The organism is Victivallaceae bacterium (genome assembly GCA_036659455.1).
GTDB lineage: Bacteria > Chlamydiota > Chlamydiia > Chlamydiales > Chlamydiaceae > JAVXCN01.
The window spans coordinates 173,502-193,324 of the sequence record JAVXCN010000002.1 but is presented as its reverse complement, the minus strand read 5'-3'; the positions used below and the strand labels follow the sequence as shown (position 1 = coordinate 193,324).

Genomic DNA, 19,823 nt, shown 5'->3' with positions numbered 1-19,823 from the left:
TCCTGAACCCAGCTGAAGAAGCAACAAAAATATCTTCGTTAATCAGGCGAAGTTACTTTGACGAAAGGCCGGAAAAGTTTTCCTCCCCCTATAAAACTATAATGATACCATTCGATAAAATTCAAACGAAGACCGTGAATGACTCCACCCATAAGCGAGAGAATGATGTTAATGCAATGACCGGATAAAATAACCATAAATCCCAACGGGGCAATCATACCTGCCCCCATCTTATTAAAAGTCGCCCCCATCATAGCTCCAGCCAGACCCAAAGCGTATATTCTTAAGTAAGAAAGAACATCCGAAAAAACCTGAATAACCTGAGTTAACTCTCCAAGCCCTCTAATCTTATCTTTAATTACGGCAACACTAACAGCCCATAAAATACCTGTTCCCATCAGAATGAGTCCGATTTGCCCCCCCAAAACATATGGTACTTTGAATAAATAATGGATTAATGATACGGCATGCAAATAAACGGGAAAATATAAATAGCCTCCCATAATGAAAAAAACCCAACCCAGAGAAGCAAGATTGAAATTACGATAACGAATCATCCCCATCATAATATGAATAGCTCCTACGAATAAGGAAATCTCCATTAAAACGTTATCTACAAATCTGTCATAAACGATGTCCTTCGTTTCTATTGACCCCGCATGCGATTGAACGCGCGTTAATAAAACCTTTGATTCGGCAACACCCTGAAGAATAGGAAATTCCTGTATCAATTCCTTATAAGAAACCGGTTTGCTCTTTATGAAATATTCGGCTTTTTTAACAGCCAAAATATGAGTGAGGGAAAACCGTTTTAAAGGATTTACGGCACTAAAAGATAATCCGAAAAATGATGTCGTCATCATTCCCCATACGATACATCCTATGCCTAAATAAGAAAATAAACATAAGAATCTTTTAAATTTTGAAGTGCTCTTCTTCTTACGAGTTTTAAACTTCATCAACAATGCCGCGGATAAAAAAACCAAACCGTAACCGGCGTCGTTAATAATCATCGAGAAAAATACGGCAAAACTAAAAAATATCCATGTCGACGGATCCAAATCCGTTGCTCCGGGCGATTCATATATCAATGCGAGATCTTCTCCGATCCGTGACACACCGGTATTTTCCAAATAAACGGGAGGAGAATCCTCTTTCCCGATTTCGACTTTTTCGACATAGACTCCTAAACCGTAAGCCGTATGAAACACTTCATCCAGTTTATCTTCGGGAACCCAACCCTCAATAGCAAAAAGATTGCCGTCAAGTTCAAGATTTCCGAATTCTAAGGCCTCATTTAAAGTCTTTTTATTATATTCATCACGTAAAAATTTTGAGATCAAATCGTGAGCGCCGGTAAGTTGCAATAAACGATCGGAAATTTCCAAAAGCTCTCTTTTCAAAATCAGAGTTTTCTCATACAGCTCTCCGGCAGAAAGAGGTGCCGCTATTTCAATAAACATCTTCAAAGGAAGGTCTATATTTCCCAAAACTAAATAATAATCGAATCCCGCAACGTAAGAAAGATGAAAGACGTTTTCGCAATCAGCGATAGGATCCTTACCTTCACGTCGCTTATGACAGAAAAAACGCACACGCATTCCCGTTATATCTTCCAATTCCCGAAGATGCGAAGAAACGAAATTACCTAAGGGTTGTACTCTAAGAATTTCATTACCTAACGTTTTTAACTCATCGCGAACAGTATGCTTACGAATATTTAATGACAAAGTTTCTTGAATAATATCCGTAGCTGAACATTTATCATCCTCAATGCAAAAATAAGTTTCATCGAAATTCCAATCCGGATCCCTCCGAGAAAAATTTTGCTTCAAAATCTTTAGAGCCTGTAATCCATCTCCTATTTTTTCAGAAAATCCGGAAACATGTTTATCCGAAACAAACTCCACGGATCCTAAGTCGAAGTAAGTCTCAAGAAACTCTTTTTTATCCAAAATATTTCCTACAAACAGACACTTTTTCACATTAATGCGCATTAAGTGATCTCGCTCTCTTAATAACCTTATCTTTTGCCATTTTGATTTGACCGATTTCCATCATATGCCTATCTCCGAAAAAAACGGTAATTTTCCTAATAATTCTCTGACATTCGGGAATTAATTTTTTTTCGAATAAATTAACTCTTACGTTGACTTGTCTGAATTCTTTTTCCAGAATATGCTTTTTTTCAATAGCTACTTGTAAACGAAGTTTCGATATAATAAAAATTTTTACGAGTTTTACTAAAGGATCCAACCATACAGGAGTATCCGTTAAAGAATAACTTACATCAGAAAAAATTACGTCATCCAAAACCGGAACCTCGGCACCGGCAATATTTTCGTAATGCTTGTCTACGGATTGGATCTTTATTATTTTTTTTAAATCACCAAAATAAAAAGGCTGACCGATAAGCTCTTCCGATATTGATAAAACTTCAAAATCAAGTTCATATTGCCTCTCCAATTTTTCAACGAGACTTAAAACATTCTGCACTTCAATCTGTAATAAAGCCTTTTTCAATTTAAGAGTAGGGAGATAAGTCTGAAGTTGACTCAATCTCAATTTTTCGTCTCTCAATTGATTTTTAGTTAATTTTATGCTCATGACACTTACTCAGGCCAGTATTTACAAATCAATTGTTGCTTAATCCCTACTTCTTCCTGTGAAAAGCTTTCACTAAGGATTTTCCAACCTACGTCAAGGGCTTCTTCCAAAGTTATGTTCACCTGTAAAGTCATCAGTCGTTCTTCAAATAATTCCGAAAACTTCAATAATTTTTCATCCCAATGAGATAGCTTGAAGCCCATTGCGGCACAGTCGACGGCGCGACGAGAATCCGCATATAACCGAATCAAGGCATTAGCTAAATCTCCGTGATCCTCTCTGGTTACTTTATTGATGACCAACTGTTTAAGACGAGATAAAGAACCGAAAGGATCGATTTTATTATGCTTAAGATAAAATTGCCCTTCCGTAATATATCCGGTATTATCCGGTACCGGGTGAGTAAGGTCATCCCCCGGCATCGTCGTAACGCTGACGAGAGTGATGGAACCGCCGTTTTCGATATCGACGGCTTTTTCGTATCTTAAAGCTAAATCCGAGTACAAAGAACTCGGATAACCTCTATTTGCAGGGATTTGGTCCATCGTCACCGAAATTTCTTTCAGAGCGTCAGCAAAAGCCGTCATATCCGTCAATAACACTAAAACGTTTCGTCCTTGTTCGACGGCAAATCTTTCCGCACAAGCTAATGCCATATCAGGTACTAAAATACATTCCACAGGCGGATTAACCGCGCGGTGCATAAACATAACCGTCTTATGCGAAAACCCGCCTTTTTCCGATTGCTCTACGAAAAAATTATAATCTTCGTAGGTCAAGCCCATACCTCCAATGATAACGATATCGGCATCAGTTTGTGCGGCTATCCTCATCAAAAGCTGATTATGTTTTTCTCCGGAAGAAGAGAATATGGGAATCTTTTGCGATCTAACCAAACAATTAAATACGTCAATCATCGGAATATTGGTTCTAACAATGTCTCTAGGTACCATACGACATACGGGATTAAAAGTCGGCGTCGAAACCGGAATCGATTCACCGAAAACAGGTTCCCCTCCGTCTATAGGAATACCCATACCATTAAATAAACGACCCAATAATCCATCACCATAGACGACTTCCATGGCGTTTCCCAAAAATATTACCCGATCTCCTGTAGAAATTCCGGATGTTCCACCGAAAACTTGGAGAGTAGTGACATCTTCTTCAAATCTTAGAACGGATGCATAACAGGACCGACCGTCACCACGTTCAACCAAAGCCAAGCAACCCAAGGCAACCCCTTTAGCCTCAACTTTAATTAAATTTCCTTTTATGTTATTGATTTTACTATATATTCTACGCATTATCGGATTACACACCCTTCACTTCTTCTTTTATTCTCAACTGAATTTCCATAAACAATGCTTCATATTCTTCGGAACGATAAACCAAACCATTCAACGTTTTGATTTTACTTTGCAACTCAAGAAAAAAACTTCTTGCCAAATCCGTATCTTTGAAAGCAAAATAATTATCGAAAACATCCCTCATTAAACCGAATAAAGCCAGCTGTCTATCGATCGGACAAAAGGCGTCAACCGGATCAAAAGCATTCTGTTGAAGATAACAGAAATCATAAAGCTCGGCTTTTAAATAAATTTCCATATCCTCTGAAGAAATTCCTTCTTCTCCGACTACTTCCATACGTTTACCGATTTCATCGCCCAACCTTAAAATTCCATTGGACCTCTCTACGGTTTCTCCCCAGAAGTCCATCTTAGAACTATAGATGTCCGATACTCGCTCGATATATTTTGACCAAGAAATCAAAGGATCAATCGAAGGATAACGTCTAGCCGAAGCTCTTTCCTTGGATAAACCGCAAAAAGCTCCGACAACGGAAAGAGTAGCCTGGGTCACCGGTTCTTCAAAATTTCCTCCGGCAGGAGAAACGGAACCGCAAATCGTTAGGGATCCACAACGTCCGTCTTTTAATTCGATTACACCGCTTCTTTCATAAAAAGACGCAATTCTAGAAGATAAATAAACGGGGAATGCCTCTTCTCCGGGAATTTCCTCAAGACGTCCCGATATTTCACGCATAGCTTGAGCCCAACGCGAGGTCGAATCGGCCAAAAGGAGAACATCCAACCCCATTTGACGATAATATTCAGCTATGGTCGTAGCCATATAAACCGAAGCTTCTCGAGCCGCTACGGGCATTGAGGAGGTATTACAAATAATACAGGTTCGATTAATTAAAGGTTTTCCGGTATTGGGATCCGTTAGATGAGGAAATTCTTTTAAAACTTCAACAACCTCTCCCGCACGTTCTCCGCAAGCGCATAAAATAACGATATCAACGGAAGCATACTTAGATAAATGATGTTGCAAAACAGTCTTTCCCGCACCGAAAGGCCCGGGTGTACAAAAGGTACCTCCTTTAAGAATAGGAATTTGCGTATCAAGCACCCTTAATCCGGATACAATCATATCCTTACAATTTTTTTCACGCCCCTCCTTAAGAGGAATCTTAACCGGCCACTTTTGAATCATCGTAAAAGAATACTCTTTTCCGAGTTCGTCTCTTCCCTTAGCTACTACCGTATCTGCAGTATATTCACCCGAAGCAATAACCCATGTTAGGGTAATTTTACGAAAACAAGAAAACGGCAACATAATATAATGATCAAAAATACCTTCCTTGGTAATTCCGATAACATCTCCTCTTACCAACACATCGCCGACACTCGCAATAGATTTATAATCCCATAGCATGTGATCTCCATCTATAGAAGAGACATATTGACCTCTTTTTAAAAAAACCCCTCCGTCCTTTGCTAAGACTTCCAATCGATTTTCCAACCCGTCAAAAATAGTCGTCAATAGTCCGGGTCCCAACTCCGCTTCCAAAAGATGTCCGGAAAAAGTGACCGGACTTCCCTCTGCTATGCCTTCGGTGTTTTCAAAGACCTGAATTTTTACTTGATCACCGATAACTTCGATAATTTCCGCCTTTAACCAAAGATCTTCAACATTAACAAAGGCTATCTCTCCCTGCCGAACATAACCCTCAAATTGTACTTTTAAAAGATTTCCGTATGCTTCAACAACGTAACCTTTGGATGTTTGTTCTTTTATAATCATTACAAAATCTTCTTTATATCATTATCTCTATATCATTAAGTATTCGCTTACTGTTTTTCCGGCTCGAAAAATGATAACAATATGCGGTCATATAAGCTGCAGAACGACCTAGGACCGCATCCGAGTTGAAATAAGAGTCCCTGAAAAGTTCTTCTATTTTATTAAACTCATACAATACCATTTCACGATGCAAGCTATCCGGTAGTTGTCCATAGTCTTCAAAAATATCTCCCAAATCTCGATATCCTAAAGGAGGAATAAATTTAGAAGAGTTTTTTTGCATTAAAATTTGAAGCACAGTAAATTCATCCGTGTTTTCATTTCTGAGAACTCTCGATATATCTTCATTTAAAAGTTTGGCACGAAAACCGGCCATAATCACCCTCAAATCCTGTTTAAAAGAAAAATATTCACGAAGAAAAGCATTGGTAGCGTTCAATCTATAAAAATGCAAAAAATCGCGAATCAAGAAAGAGTAGTTCTCAATTCTTTCTTCATTTGTTTTATACGTATTCAAATAATCCTGTAAAAACGGCTCCATATCGGTTCCGTCATCCCACTGCCGTTTAACCAACAACTGTTCAACGTTATCCTGAGTGACTTCACCCAAAGCTCTTTCCATCTTTCCGCCCGACCAAAAAATGGAAAAATTAATCAAATCAAAACTTCTTGCTAAACACCTAAAAGATTTTTTGTCACAGGAAGAGAGATTTAAAGACATGGTTTCACGAAATGCAGACATATCAAACTTCTTGAAATCCTCTAAACTTATGGGCTCCAAGAAAGAAGAAAGAAAAAAATAACGACTCATAACTTCCAAAAAGGAAATGTTTAATTAACAATGAAGTCGATCAAAGACGCAGACGTAAAAATAAATTTTTGAATCAAATATCCCAGTTTAAAGAATCGGACTCAAAAACCATATCTCTAAAATCCTTTTGTAAAAATCTCACCAATAGATGTTTCAAAGATTCCGCGCTTAAATCCAAAATAACGTCTCGTTCTTGAACTTTCAAACGCACTCCTCCTAAAAAATTTCCCAAAACCACCCCTTCAGAATCAAGTTTATCAAGAAATTCTTTACCTATCAGTTCGTTGACTTTCCTGGGAGATAAATTTGCGGAAATAAACGCAGTCAGATTACCGGTTATTCCTTCTTTCTCTACAGCCGAAATCAAAACCTCGATTAAACGAGCCGCTACATCCGGCATACTCCCAATCGCTTCTAAAACTCGAACCAAAGATGCCTTAAAAAACCGTTCTTCGACGGTTTGCTTAAGAAAATCCAAAACTCTTTTTCCTGACTGGCGCAAAGAAGCTTTTCCTTCTTCTAACTTAGAAGAAACCTCTTTCTTAGCAGATTCAAGAATATCATGTGCTCTATTTTTAGCCGTCAAAACAATCTCTTCTGCCTCTAAAAGAGCTTTAGCTAATATCTCCTCAGCCTCTTTTTCGGCAGGCTGCAAAGTCTTATCGCGCAAAACATCACAAATTTTTTTGAGTTTACTATCGGATTGAAGCTCGTCCATACCACAACCATTTTCCTATTGGATCTAGGAATTCGGATTTATATTAAAGAAAGATTAATTTATGATCCAACCAATTAAATAATTAAAAAAAAATCATGCTTCGAGTAACAATTATTTTTTCGCTAGCAATATTCTTTTTTTCACCTTTCTTCGGTAACATGCTTTTTGCGAAAGAGTCTCGCTTAAACGCACGTCAACAACGTTACGAAATGCTACGTCAATCGTCCAGAAGCAAGCGTTCAAAAAAAACGGTTTCTTCCAAGACTGAACCGACACGTCGAAACAAAAATTCTACGGATAAGAAGCTGTTAGTAACAACTACGTTTGTACAGTTGGAGCAGTTTTCCTTTTCCATTCCTTCCCAATGGCAACAGATCACGGATAAAACGCAGCTTCCCGAAAAATTAGAGGCTTTATGCATAGGACAAACACATATTACACTAACACCTACAATTACGATTGCTTCTGAAAAGACGAAATTGTCTCTTGACGATTATATCAATGTTATTCTCGATTATCATCGTAGGGAAGAAAACACGATAGAATGTTCCTTATTTACGGCATTGGAATCGAAGTCAGGAATTTTTAAAGTTATAAAAGCAGAGAAACTTACCGGATTCGGAGAAACCGCTTTCGTGCAAGCCGTCCTAATCCGAAATCGAACTGCTTACATTTTTACCGGAATCTGTTTGAAAGAAGACATCGCCGATTTATCAAATGCTTTTTTAACATGCGTGTATTCTTTCAAACTGAACACCCAAGAACACAACGGGGATTCGATTGAAAACACATTTACCGAAGTTTTTGACAAACTCCGAGAAGAACACAACACGGAAGACGAATAATAATCCGTTTTAATGACCCGTAACGGAACTTTCACAAGGTTCTCGATAGATACAGGCCTTTTCTATAGCATCAAAAACAAATCGAAGAACAAGTTCTTTTCCCTCCACTTTCAGTCTTAAAACGGCAGGAAAGCGAGTAAGTAAAAGATTAAAAGAGACCTCTATCGATCCATGTTCCGTTGATATGACTATACTGGCATCACCCAAAATATCAGCTGACATCCCGATTTGCTTATATAAATCGACAAATTTTGAAATTTTGATTTCGGTTGCGGAATCAAATCGATAACAAGCCCCACAAATAGGACAGTCAGAAACTTTGATACTATCGCTCTCAGGAATAACGCGTATCTCGCCCTCCGAACAATCAAAACAAGAAAAGATAAGACGAGACAAGTCTTCCATACTTATGAAACTCGATTTAGAAAATCCAACCAATAGCCGATTAATTTACTTTTTCGGAAGCTAATTTCTGCAAAAGGTTTACTACTGAGTTTTCCAACACAACCGTGTCGGCGGAAAACAAACGAATACCCTCGCTTAATTTTTCCGTCGCCATTGCGTCGTCGTTCAATAAATAACGAAAAGCACTTTCGGTAAGATTTATCGGTTCTATATTCAGCTTCGCACCGATCGAAGGTTCCAGTTTTTTAACTACTTCTCCCTCCGTTTGAGCCAACTCTTCCAAAAATTTAGGACTTATAGTCATAAAATCACAACCAGCTAAAGCTAGTATTTGATCAATATTTCTAAATGAAGCAGCCATAATCTCGGTAGAAACCTGAAATTTTTTATAATAAGAATAAATTTGCATAACGGATATCACTCCCGGATCCCTATCTACCGAATAGTTTTCCTTACCCTGATATTTTTGCCACCAATCCAAAACCCTACCTACAAAAGGCGACACAAGAGTGACTTTAGCATTAGCAGCCGCAACAGCTTGAATTAAATTCAAAACCAAAGTTACGTTACATTTAATGCCTTGCGTCTCTAAAAATTGAGCGGCACAAATACCTTCCCACGTAGCAGGCACTTTAATTAAAAACCTATCCCCCGGTATTCCTTCATTTTCAAAAAGTTTAGCAATGAACATACCTCTTTGTACCATTGCTTGCATATTGAAAGAAAGTCTGGCATCGACTTCTACGGAAACCCTTCCGGGAATTTCTTTTAAAATAGTTTTTCCAAAATTAACCAGCAATTTATCCAAAATATAGATAATCGCATCTCGCCCGTCTACGTCCTGTTTCAGTCCCCAATAAACGGCTTCTTCCACTAAAGACTGATACTCGGGCTTCTTAACAGCCTGTAAAATAAGGGTCGGATTAGTTGTTACGTCTTGAGTCCCATACTTCTTTATGAAAGAAACTTCTTCGGAATCACAAACAAGAGTACTAAATTGTTTAAGTTGCTCCAGGAGACTGGCCATATACGCTTTCCTATATCAAATTTCTAAGCTAAACAGAAATTAGCAAACAAGTTTAATTTTTACTATTAAAAGAACGAAATCCTTCCAATAACTCCGTCTTAATTTGAAAAGTCAAAGACCAATTCATCCTGCTCTTTTGCCAAATAATTTTTCACCCTATAGTGACTTTCAAAGCCCGTACCTCCAGGAATCATATGTCCCATAATTACGTTTTCCTTAAAGCCTAACAAATAGTCCGTTCTACTACTACAAGCCGCATCCGTTAAAACACGAGTAGTATCTTGAAAAGATGCCGCTGAAATAAATGATTCCGTACCTAAAGAGGCCTTTGTAATACCTAAAAGCACAGGAGCGGCTTGTGCAGGTCTTCCTCCTTCTTCCTCGGTGCGTTTATTTTCTTCATAAAACTCTTTTTTATGAACATCCTCACCAAATAATAAGGTCGTATCACCCGGATCTACTATACGAACTTTTTGCAACATTTGTCGAACGATGATCTCAATATGTTTATCATTAATATCAACCCCTTGTAACCGATAAACTTCTTGAACCTCATTAACAAGATATTTCTGGAGTTCGCGAACACCACAAATCTCTAAAATTTCATGAGGAATGACCAAACCATCAGTCAATTGCTGCCCTTTAATGACATTGTCGCCTTTTTGAACAATCAAGTGTTTGGTTAAAGGAACAAGATGCTCCTCTTCCATACCAGTTACCTCATCCCTAACAACCAAAATACGCTTATTCTTTTGAACACCTTTAAAATCGACGATTCCGTCTATTTTTGCGATCTCGGCAGCCTCTTCAGGTTTACGTGCTTCTACCAATTCAGCAACCCTGGGCAATCCTCCGGTAATGTCTTTTGTTCTAATAGCACCCCTAGGGAGCCTAGCCAATAACATACCAGGCTCCACATGCTCATCTTCATCTACTGAAATGATAGCACCTGAAGGAATCGCGTATGTTCCTACCAATTCACTCGATTCAAGATCCGCATAAATGGCAATCTGAGGATGTAATTCACCTCTGTGTTGTTTAACAATCAACTCAACTAAACCAGTGTGTTTATTGACTGCTTTTTCAGTAGAAACGCCTTCAACTAAATCTTCATATTTAACAAAGCCCGGTTTATCGCAAATAATCGGAATATTATGTAATTCAACCTCGGCAATCTTATCACCAACTTTAATTTTCGAACCATCATCAATAAGGATCTTAACACCCAGTTCGACAGGAAAGACTTCTAAACTTTCAATCGATCGAGTACTAAGCAATTTCTTATATTCATCCAATCCTCGTCCTTCGTCTCTAACGATATGAAGAGCTCCCTTTTTATTAAGGACCAAATAATCCCCATCCTTATTGGAGACTACTCTCAAATCCATATAAACTAAAACGCCGTCGTAATCCGAAATAATTTCGGGAATAAATGTGGTTGCGGCAATCCCCCCCAAATGGAATGTTCTCATGGTTAATTGAGTACCGGGTTCACCAATAGATTGAGCGGCAATAATTCCAACGGCCTCTCCTTTGCCTACCAATTTGCCGTTAGCCAAATTTAACCCATAACATTTTGCACAAATTCCTCTTCGACTCTCACAAGTTAAGGTCGAACGTATTTTGACCGATTCTAACCCCGAATCGTCAATTCTTTCCGCAGCTTCCGAAGTCAAAATTTCACCGCATTTAGCTAAAAGTAAACTCTTATCTCCCGGTTGATAAATATCCTCTGCAACCGTACGACCGTATACCCGATCTTTCAAAGGCAAAAGCTCTTCCGCACCCTGTTTAACGGCAGAAACTTCGATGCAATTCAAAGTTCCACAATCATGTTCCGTCACGATAACGTCTTGCGCTACATCAACTAAACGTCTCGTCAAATAACCGGAATCGGCTGTTTTAAGCGCCGTATCAGCCAACCCTTTTCTGGCACCGTGAGAAGAAATTGAGTATTCCAGAACTGTCAAACCTTCTCTGAAATTAGAAGTAATAGGAGACTCAATAATGGCACCCGTCGGTTTTGCCATCAATCCCCTGAGAGCACCTAACTGTTTCAACTGAGATTTATTACCCCGAGCACCCGAATCAATCATTAAAAATAAAGGATTATGCTTACTATTGCGCAACTTACTAATTTCTTCATATAAGGCGTTTGATAACATATCGGAAACTTCCGTCCAAATACTAATAGTCTTGGAATGTCTCTCACCATCAGTAATTATCCCTTCTTCATATTGTTTCTTAACAAGAGCAACTTTACCGTAAGCTTCTTTCAAAACATCAGGCTTCATAGGAGGTACTTTAACATCTTTTAATCCCATGGATACAGCAGCTTTTGTAGCTTGCACGAATCCCAAATCCTTAAGATCATCTAAGAAACGAACCGTTGCTTCAAGTCCCACTTTCTTATAACAATTAAGAATCAACTCACTGATACGCTTACTAGGCATATTATAATTTTGAAAACCAAGCGCTTCGGGCACTATCGTATTAAAGAGAACTCGACCCGGAGTCGTTTCAATAATCTGACCGTCAATACGCACTTTAATTCTTTCGTGAATATGCAATCCCCTTCCGGTTTCATCCAATCTACCTTCCAGCGGTTCATCTATAAAACCACCGACATTCAAAGCCATTAAAACTTCTTTAACATCCCTAAAAATCTTTTGTTTTTCGGGAAAATAAGTCGGATCGGCCATAAGGTAATATAAGCCTAACGTCATATCTTTCGAAGGAATGGCAACAGGCTTTCCGGAAGAGGGAAGAAAAATATTATCCGGCGCCATCATTAAAATTTTAGCTTCTAGTTGAGCTTCTACAGATAAAGGCACGTGAACAGCCATCTGATCTCCGTCAAAATCAGCATTGAAAGCTGCGCAAACCAAGGGATGCACTCTAATAGCTTTTCCTTCTATTAATACAGGCTCAAAAGCTTGAATACCTAACCTATGTAAAGTGGGAGCCCTGTTTAATAAGACGGGATGACCTTTAATGATTTCCTCCAAAACGTCCCAAACCTCAGGAGCACCTCGTTGAATCATTTTTTTGGCGGAACGAATCGTGTAAACACAACCTAAATCTTTTAAACGTTTAATAATAAACGGCTCAAAAAGCTCCAAGGCCATTTCTTTAGGGATTCCGCATTGATTGAATTTCAATTCCGGACCGACTATAATAACAGACCGACCAGAATAATCGACCCGCTTACCTAAAAGATTCTGTCGAAAACGACCGTTTTTTCCTTTTAACATTTCAGACAAAGACTTTAAAGGACGATTCCCTGCTCCCATTACAGGATGCCCATGCCTTCCGTTATCGAATAAAGCATCTACCGCTTCCTGCAACATTCGCTTTTCATTTCTGACAATGACTTCGGGAGTTTTCAATCTTAAAATAGCCTTAAGACGATTATTTCTATTAATAACTCTTCTATAAAGATCATTTAAATCGGAAGTTGCAAAACGGCCGCCATCTAAAGGGACAAGCGGTCGTAAATCCGGTGGAACTACAGGAATCGTTTTCATTACCATCCATTCAGGACGATTCGAAGAAGAAACAAACCCTTCAACAATTTTCAGACGTTTCGCCAGCTTCATACGAGCTTGCTGCGATTTAGTTTTTCTTAGTTTCTCTTTCAGCTCAACCAATAAAACCTGAAGATCTTCAGACTTCAAAAGATCGTAAACAGCTTCTCCGCCCATTTTGGCAACAAATGAATCCTTACCCCACTTTTCTATGGCTTCCCTATATTGATTGTCATTCAACAACTGTTTCTTAGAAAGTTCCGTCTTACCAGGGTCTACGACAACGCTTTCTTCATAATAAATGATTCTTTCTAGATCGGAAGCTGTCATACCTAAAACACTTCCCATTCTTGAAGGAGTAGTCTTAAAAAACCAGATATGCACAATGGGAACAGCTAACTCGATATGAGCCATTCTTTCTCGACGCACCTTAGATAAGGTAACTTCCACCCCACAACGATCACACACAATTCCTTTGTGTTTAATCTTTTTGTATTTACCGCAACAACATTCCCAATCTTTAGTTGGGCCGAAAATCTTTTCACAAAATAGCCCCCCTTTCTCAGGTTTGAATGTCCGGTAATTAATCGTTTCAGGTTTTTTAATCTCTCCACAAGACCATTTATCTCGGATAACAATATCCGATGCTATGCCAATCTGTAATTTGTCAAAAAGACTCTCCTTATTTTCGGAAAACAAAGAGTCTTTGGAACCTTCTCGAAACATTCAATCACATCCTTATCAGATATATATTTTTATACTTCTTCTACTAACATCGGACGTACGTCTAAACCAAGCCCCTGCATCTCTTTTATAAGAACATTGAAAGATTCAGGCGTCCCAGAGCGTAGTAGATTTTCCCCTTTGACGATCGATTCATAGATTCTTGTTCTTCCCGAAACATCGTCTGATTTAACAGTTAATATTTCTTGCAATACGTGAGCAACTCCATATGCCTCCAACGCCCAAACTTCCATCTCTCCGAATCGTTGTCCTCCCATTTGAGCTTTACCACCCAAAGGCTGTTGAGTGACCAAAGAATACGGTCCTATCGATCTGGCATGAATTTTATCAGCAATCAAGTGACTAAGTTTTAACATGTAGATGTACCCGATAACAACTTTGTTATCAAAACGTTCGCCTGTTTTCCCATCATAAAGAAAAGATTTTCCATCCTCAGGCAAATTTTGCTCGCTCATCATCTCCCAAATACGATCTTCCGGGAAACCTTCAAATACAGGACTCTTTACGTAAATACCGGCTTTTTTAGCAGCATAACCCAAATGCGTCTCCAAAACTTGTCCTAAGTTCATCCTTGAAGGCACACCTAAAGGATTAAGTATCATTTCAACGGTTTCCCCATTAGGGAGATAGGGCATATCAGCTTCCGAAACAATCTTGGAAACCACGCCTTTGTTTCCGTGTCTTCCAGCCATTTTATCCCCGACCTGCAATTTTCTCTTAGAAGCAATATAAACCTTAACTTGACGAATAACGCCATGATCAAGATCAGCATCTCCTTCCTTGATTTGCTCGAATTCCGTTTTATAATCCGTTTCCAATTTTTGAATCGTAGTCTCGCAATCTTTCAAAATCTCTTTCAAAACCGTATAAAGTTCATGAGAAGGCATGATCAAATCTACAAGAGATTCCTTTTCAATTTTTTCAATTAAATTTTGATCAAAAATGTCACCCTTATATATCAAGATATCAGCTGATCGCCTATGAATAATATTATCGGGAGCCGTCTCGTTTAATAAAAGAGCCCCTAATTTTTCGTGGCACTCGAGCTTCATTTCGGCCAACTTATTTTTATAGTCTCTCTGTAAATCTTTTAAATGAACCGCTTCTTCAACCAATTCTTCATCGGTTTTAGATAAACGATCTCGTCTACTAAAGACTTTAACATCCATAACGACACCTTCCGTACCCGGAGGAACCGTTAAAGAAGCATCCCTGACATCAGCAGCTTTTTCACCGAAAATCGCTCTTAATAAACGTTCCTCAGGAGCCAATTCCGTCTCGGATTTAGGCGTAATTTTTCCGACTAAAATATCACCGGGCTTAACTTCGGCACCAATACGAATAATGCCGTCATCTCCAAGATTAGCCAAAGCTTCTTCCGATACATTAGGAATATCTCTTGTAATTTCTTCTTTTCCTAACTTAGTATCTCGAGCTGTTAATTCAAATTCTTCTATATATACGGAAGTATAAGCGTCTTGTTTAATCAACTTCTCGGAAATAATAATGGCGTCCTCAAAATTATATCCATACCATGGCATGAAGGCTACTAAGACGTTTTTTCCTAAAGACAACTCCCCTTTATCCGTAGCCGAACCGTCTGCTATAACATCACCGGCAGTAACAACATCCCTTATAGAACACAAAGGTGTCTGATTAATACACGTTCCTGAATTGGAACGAATAAATTTTTTCAAATAATAAGTCTTCTTAATCGTCGGATTATATTTGGGCGCTATAACAATAATATAACCGTCGACATAATCAACTACTCCGTCTTCTTCCGCAATAATCAAAGCACCCGAATCCTTCGCTGCTCTTAATTCCAATCCAGTACCAACAACCGGAGCCTCTGTTTTCAATAAAGGTACCGCTTGTCTTTGCATATTCGATCCCATAAGAGCTCGATTGGCATCATCATGCTCAAGAAAAGGAATCAAACCCGTAACTATCGAAACGAGCTGTTTTGGAGACACATCCATATGTGTAACCGTTTTAGTATCCGTCTCAAAGGCTTCTCCCTTATATCTGGCCCAACAAACGTCTTTGGCAAACATATTGTATTCATCCAATTTAGCCGAAGCCTGCGCAATAACACATCCTTCTTCAACATCTGCCGTCATATACTCGATTTCGTCCGTAACAACATCATCTTTCACTACACGATAAGGAGTCTCAATAAAACCAAACTCATTAATCTTAGCAAAAGCAGATAAAGAGGTAATAAGCCCGATATTAGGTCCTTCCGGAGTTTCGATCGGACAAATTCGACCATAATGACTGGAATGAACATCTCGAACCTCAAAACCAGCCCTTGCTCTATCCAATCCACCAGGCCCTAAGGCAGATAACCTTCTTTTATGAGTTAATTCTGCAACCGGATTCGTTTGATCCATAAACTGAGATAACTGGGAACGTCCAAAAAAATCTTTCAATACACTGACTAATCCTTTAGCCGAAATAATTTTTCCGGGAGTCAAAGTATCCGAAGAAAAATCAAAAAGATTCATTCTTTCTCTAATAATTTTTTCCATTCTAGCCAAACCGGATCGACACTGATTCTGAATCAATTCTCCAACCGATCGAACGCGACGATTAGCTAAATGATCGATATCATCCACCAAAACTTTATCGTCACCTAGTTTTAAACGTATTAAATATTTGATAGCCCCTATTACGTCTTCTTTTCTTAAAATCACCTGAGATAAGGTCTCATCGTCAATTTCAAAACCTAATTTTTTATTCAATTTATAACGACCGACACGACCTAAATTATAACGCTTAGGATCAAAGAACAATCGCATAATGGTAGATCTGGCATTCGCTAAAGTAGCAGGCTCTCCGGGACGAACCTTCCTATAGAAATCTTTCAATGCCGCTTCATAAGAATCCGTAGGATCTTTAGCCAACATTTTAATGACAGGATGCGCTTCATCCGCCCCCACGGCAATTTTTAAAGGTGAAATTCCCGCATCCAAAATCCTTTTTAACATTGCCGTACTTAGTTTTTCACCAGCTTTTCCGTATATAAGCGACGTACTTTCATCCGTTACGTTATCAGCTAGAACACGCCCGACCAAATTAGAAAAATCTCTTTCACTTCTAACGGAAATTTCTTCAACAGGGAAAAATTCTTCTATGATATCTGCATCAGAGGAATACCCTAGCGCACGAATAAAGGTCATAGCCAAAATTTTACGACGACGCTTTTTCCTATCAATATAAATATAAATCAAATCATTAACATCAAAAGTGGCTTCCAACCAACTTCCTCGATAAGGAATTATACGAAAAGAGAAAAGAAGATTTCCTTTAGGATGCCTCTCCTGTTCAAAATTGATCCCGGGAGAACGATGAACTTGAGAAACTATAACCCTTTCAGCACCGTTGATGATAAAAGTTCCTTTGTCGGTCATAATAGGAATCGTGCCCATATAGACCTCTTCTTCCTTAATACCGGTTTCATCCGTTAAGCGAAAACGCACTTTTAAAACAACACTGTAGGTAACCCCTCGTCTTATGCATTCTTCAGGAGAATACTTCGGAACGCCAAGATTATAAGAGATATACTCCAATATAGTGGCTTCGTTATAAGATTTAATCGGAAAAACTTCGTTAAAGACCTCTTCTAGTCCAATGTTCTCTCTTTCTTCAGGTAATTTATCAATTTGTAAAAATTGGTTATAAGACTTAATCTGAATTTCAATGAGATTCGGAAGATCTAAAATATCCTCCTTTTCCGTGAAGCTAACCCGTTTTGGGCACTTTAACATGCAAACTCTCCGTTATTTTGGACTAAAAAAACAAAAAACATCAACGAGAACACAAAGACATGTCCCCTTAAGACGACGAAAAAATTCCGAAAAACACAACGAAAAAATAAAGATACTTAATCATATCTTTATTTTTTCAAACGTTTTCAAAATTACATTCCTTTTATTACTGCTTTAGCACCAGCTTCTTGAAGTTGTTTTACAAACCCTTCGGCATCGGCTTTGGAGATTTTTTCTTTAACGACTTTAGGCAATCCTTCCGTCATCTCTTTAGCTTCTTTTAACGCTAAACCAGTAACTTCACGAACAATCTTAAGAACGCCTATTTTTTTATCAGCAGGAACTTCTTCTATAATAACCTGAAATTCAGTGGGCTCGGCAGAAGTCGCTTCAGCTTGTCCACCCATCCCGGCAGGCATAGCCATCATGGGAGCAGCTGCAGTTACATCCCACTTCTCTTCAAGCATCTTCTTCAACTGAGACATCTGCAATACACTCAATTGACTCAACTCTTCAACAAGTTTTTCCAAACATTCCGTAGTCACTTTATTCCCCTTTTGTATTCTTAATAACTATATAAATAACTAAAAACTAATCCTTTTTAATTTTCTCTTCCATACACAACAAAACACCGGTAAGAACAGCCTGAACAACACCAATCATTTGAGACATAGAAGCTTGTAAAACACCCAAAAATTGCATTTTCAGTTCTCTCAAAGAAGGCAATTTAGCCATCGCCAATACTTCTTCAGACGAAAAAATCACACCGTCAACTTGACCACCAAGAAAAACCAACGCGTCATCATGCTTTTCACTAAATTCCAAAACATTCTTCATAACCGCAACAGGATCTTTAAAAGCAAAAACAACCCCTAGATGACCTACAGAATCTTGTACATCGAACTTTATTGACATTTTTTCCAAAGCTTTAAAAAACAAACGTTTTTTAACAACTTCAAATTCGGACGAAGCGCTAGCCAAGCCGTTTCGAAAAGCTCTAGCATAATCAGCAGTAAACCCCGAATAACGCATTAAGACAAATCCCTGAGATTCAGAAAACTTATCTTCTATCTCCCGCAAGAGCAAACCTTTTTCTTCTTTCATATTAATCCTTAAGAAACCAGAAAATCTTTAAAATCAATCCTAACACCAGGCCCCATAGTCGATGACAAGACACAAGACACAAAATACTGCCCCTTAGCACTTGAAGGTTTAGACTTCAAAATGGCATTAACAAAAGCATTAACGTTATCACACAACGCTTCCGAAGAAAAAGAGAGCTTCCCCAAACCCGCATTACAAACACCACTTCTATCGGACTTAAACTCAATCTTTCCCCTTCTTAATTCACCAATGACCCCCGAAACGTCATTCGTCACGGTCCCAGCCTTAGGCGTCGGCATCAGACTTCTGGGACCTAAAATTTTACCCAACTTTCCAACTTCCCTCATCATATCGGGAGTCGCCACAACTACATCAAAATCAACCCAACCGGACTTTACTCGTTCAATAAGATCTTCACTTCCGACAAAATCAGCACCAGCACTCAAAGCTTCCTGAGCCTTCTCACCGGCAGCAAATACTAAGATAGATATCTTCTTTCCGGTTCCATGAGGCAAAGACACACTCCCTCTTATTTGTTGATCACTTTTTTTAGGATCTATCCCTAACTGCAACGAAAAATCCAAAGTTTGATCAAACTTTATGGAAGGATACGATTTTAAAAAGCCAACGGCATCCTTAAGAGAATAACTCTTAGAAAAATCCAGAGACCCGTAAATCTGTTTCATTCGTTTACTACACTTCGTCATAAAAAACCAACTCGTCCTTAACTATAAAACATCAACACCCATACTACGAGCAGTGCCGATAACCATCTTTTCTGCCGATTCGATGGAAACAACATCCATATCCTCAAATTTACGTTTTGCAACGGAAGCCACCTGCTCTCTCGAAAGCTTCCCAACTTTGTCCCTATTAGGAGTTTTCGAACCGGACTCTAACCCCAATTCCTTCTTAATCAAGGAAGACACTGGAGGTTGCTTGGTAATAAAACTGAAACTTTTATCGACATAAACCGTAATCACGACAGGAAGCAATTCACCACTCCTATCCTGAGTAGAAGCGTTAAACTCTTTACAAAATCCCATAATATTTACCCCAGCAGCACCCAGAGCTGGGCCTATGGGAGGAGCAGGATTAGCTTTACCACCAAGAATCTGCAATTTAATTATTTTCAATACTTTCTTCGACATACTAAAACCTAAAGAAGATAC

The 19,823-nt window shown here is 38.7% G+C and carries 15 protein-coding genes; 1 reads left to right on the top strand and 14 read right to left on the bottom strand.

From position 1 onward, the window contains the following. Positions 1 to 38: 38 nt before the first annotated feature. The 6 genes from RSA43_04900 to RSA43_04875 form a co-directional block, all read right to left on the bottom strand. Positions 39 to 1,997: a hypothetical protein gene (locus tag RSA43_04900; GenBank protein ID MEG2496609.1), complete on the bottom strand. Its 1,959-nt coding sequence runs from the start codon at positions 1,995 to 1,997 to the stop codon at positions 39 to 41. Continuing rightward, on the bottom strand, positions 1,987 to 2,607 hold the full coding sequence (locus RSA43_04895; protein MEG2496608.1) for a V-type ATP synthase subunit D: 621 nt from the start codon (positions 2,605 to 2,607) through the stop codon (positions 1,987 to 1,989). The genes RSA43_04900 and RSA43_04895 overlap by 11 nt, the downstream gene beginning before the upstream one ends. Before the next feature lie 5 nt (positions 2,608 to 2,612). Continuing rightward, positions 2,613 to 3,914, bottom strand: coding sequence for a V-type ATP synthase subunit B (locus tag RSA43_04890; GenBank protein ID MEG2496607.1), 1,302 nt, complete (start codon positions 3,912 to 3,914; stop codon positions 2,613 to 2,615). Positions 3,915 to 3,921: 7 nt separating this feature from the next. Beyond that, a complete protein-coding gene (locus tag RSA43_04885; GenBank protein ID MEG2496606.1) occupies positions 3,922 to 5,697 on the bottom strand; it encodes a V-type ATP synthase subunit A in 1,776 nt (591 codons plus the stop codon). Between the two features lie 13 nt (positions 5,698 to 5,710). Beyond that, a complete protein-coding gene (locus tag RSA43_04880) occupies positions 5,711 to 6,508 on the bottom strand; it encodes a DUF2764 family protein (GenBank protein MEG2496605.1) in 798 nt (265 codons plus the stop codon). Positions 6,509 to 6,581: 73 nt separating this feature from the next. Then, complete coding sequence (locus RSA43_04875) at positions 6,582 to 7,226, bottom strand: hypothetical protein (GenBank protein MEG2496604.1); 645 nt, start codon at positions 7,224 to 7,226, stop codon at positions 6,582 to 6,584. Positions 7,227 to 7,384: 158 nt separating this feature from the next. Between RSA43_04875 and RSA43_04870 the strand changes: the two genes are divergently transcribed. Further along, on the top strand, positions 7,385 to 8,071 hold the full coding sequence (locus tag RSA43_04870) for a hypothetical protein (GenBank protein ID MEG2496603.1): 687 nt from the start codon (positions 7,385 to 7,387) through the stop codon (positions 8,069 to 8,071). A 9-nt stretch (positions 8,072 to 8,080) separates the two neighbouring features. Here the strand turns inward: RSA43_04870 and RSA43_04865 are convergent, their stop codons facing one another. From RSA43_04865 to rplK, 8 genes are all read right to left on the bottom strand, one after another. Beyond that, positions 8,081 to 8,476, bottom strand: a complete 396-nt coding sequence (locus tag RSA43_04865; protein ID MEG2496602.1) for a hypothetical protein — start codon at positions 8,474 to 8,476, stop codon at positions 8,081 to 8,083. A 40-nt stretch (positions 8,477 to 8,516) separates the two neighbouring features. Continuing rightward, complete coding sequence (tal, locus tag RSA43_04860; GenBank protein ID MEG2496601.1) at positions 8,517 to 9,503, bottom strand: transaldolase; 987 nt, start codon at positions 9,501 to 9,503, stop codon at positions 8,517 to 8,519. 98 nt (positions 9,504 to 9,601) lie between these two features. Continuing rightward, on the bottom strand, positions 9,602 to 13,756 hold the full coding sequence (rpoC, locus tag RSA43_04855) for a DNA-directed RNA polymerase subunit beta' (protein ID MEG2496600.1): 4,155 nt from the start codon (positions 13,754 to 13,756) through the stop codon (positions 9,602 to 9,604). 29 nt (positions 13,757 to 13,785) lie between these two features. Beyond that, positions 13,786 to 17,547, bottom strand: coding sequence for a DNA-directed RNA polymerase subunit beta (rpoB, locus tag RSA43_04850; protein ID MEG2496599.1), 3,762 nt, complete (start codon positions 17,545 to 17,547; stop codon positions 13,786 to 13,788). Positions 17,548 to 17,699: 152 nt separating this feature from the next. After that, positions 17,700 to 18,092: a 50S ribosomal protein L7/L12 gene (gene rplL / locus RSA43_04845; GenBank protein ID MEG2496598.1), complete on the bottom strand. Its 393-nt coding sequence runs from the start codon at positions 18,090 to 18,092 to the stop codon at positions 17,700 to 17,702. Positions 18,093 to 18,138: 46 nt separating this feature from the next. Further along, complete coding sequence (gene rplJ, locus RSA43_04840) at positions 18,139 to 18,651, bottom strand: 50S ribosomal protein L10 (protein MEG2496597.1); 513 nt, start codon at positions 18,649 to 18,651, stop codon at positions 18,139 to 18,141. Between the two features lie 8 nt (positions 18,652 to 18,659). Next, a complete protein-coding gene (gene rplA, locus RSA43_04835; protein MEG2496596.1) occupies positions 18,660 to 19,358 on the bottom strand; it encodes a 50S ribosomal protein L1 in 699 nt (232 codons plus the stop codon). A 21-nt stretch (positions 19,359 to 19,379) separates the two neighbouring features. Further along, positions 19,380 to 19,802, bottom strand: a complete 423-nt coding sequence (rplK, locus tag RSA43_04830; GenBank protein MEG2496595.1) for a 50S ribosomal protein L11 — start codon at positions 19,800 to 19,802, stop codon at positions 19,380 to 19,382. Positions 19,803 to 19,823 lie beyond the last annotated feature (21 nt).

What these genes read in the sequence shown, in the direction of transcription:
- RSA43_04895 (MEG2496608.1), bottom strand. Translation starts at nt 2,607, where the DNA reads ATGAGCATAAAATTAACTAAAAATCAATTGAGAGACGAAAAATTGAGA.
- RSA43_04900 (MEG2496609.1), bottom strand. Translation starts at nt 1,997, where the DNA reads ATGCGCATTAATGTGAAAAAGTGTCTGTTTGTAGGAAATATTTTGGAT.
- RSA43_04865 (MEG2496602.1), bottom strand. Translation starts at nt 8,476, where the DNA reads ATGGAAGACTTGTCTCGTCTTATCTTTTCTTGTTTTGATTGTTCGGAG.
- RSA43_04885 (MEG2496606.1), bottom strand. Translation starts at nt 5,697, where the DNA reads ATGATTATAAAAGAACAAACATCCAAAGGTTACGTTGTTGAAGCATAC.
- rpoC (MEG2496600.1), bottom strand. Translation starts at nt 13,756, where the DNA reads ATGTTTCGAGAAGGTTCCAAAGACTCTTTGTTTTCCGAAAATAAGGAG.
- RSA43_04880 (MEG2496605.1), bottom strand. Translation starts at nt 6,508, where the DNA reads ATGAGTCGTTATTTTTTTCTTTCTTCTTTCTTGGAGCCCATAAGTTTA.
- RSA43_04870 (MEG2496603.1), top strand. Translation starts at nt 7,385, where the DNA reads ATGCTTTTTGCGAAAGAGTCTCGCTTAAACGCACGTCAACAACGTTAC.
- RSA43_04890 (MEG2496607.1), bottom strand. Translation starts at nt 3,914, where the DNA reads ATGCGTAGAATATATAGTAAAATCAATAACATAAAAGGAAATTTAATT.
- tal (MEG2496601.1), bottom strand. Translation starts at nt 9,503, where the DNA reads ATGGCCAGTCTCCTGGAGCAACTTAAACAATTTAGTACTCTTGTTTGT.
- rplA (MEG2496596.1), bottom strand. Translation starts at nt 19,358, where the DNA reads ATGACGAAGTGTAGTAAACGAATGAAACAGATTTACGGGTCTCTGGAT.
- rplJ (MEG2496597.1), bottom strand. Translation starts at nt 18,651, where the DNA reads ATGAAAGAAGAAAAAGGTTTGCTCTTGCGGGAGATAGAAGATAAGTTT.
- rplK (MEG2496595.1), bottom strand. Translation starts at nt 19,802, where the DNA reads ATGTCGAAGAAAGTATTGAAAATAATTAAATTGCAGATTCTTGGTGGT.
- RSA43_04875 (MEG2496604.1), bottom strand. Translation starts at nt 7,226, where the DNA reads ATGGACGAGCTTCAATCCGATAGTAAACTCAAAAAAATTTGTGATGTT.
- rpoB (MEG2496599.1), bottom strand. Translation starts at nt 17,547, where the DNA reads ATGTTAAAGTGCCCAAAACGGGTTAGCTTCACGGAAAAGGAGGATATT.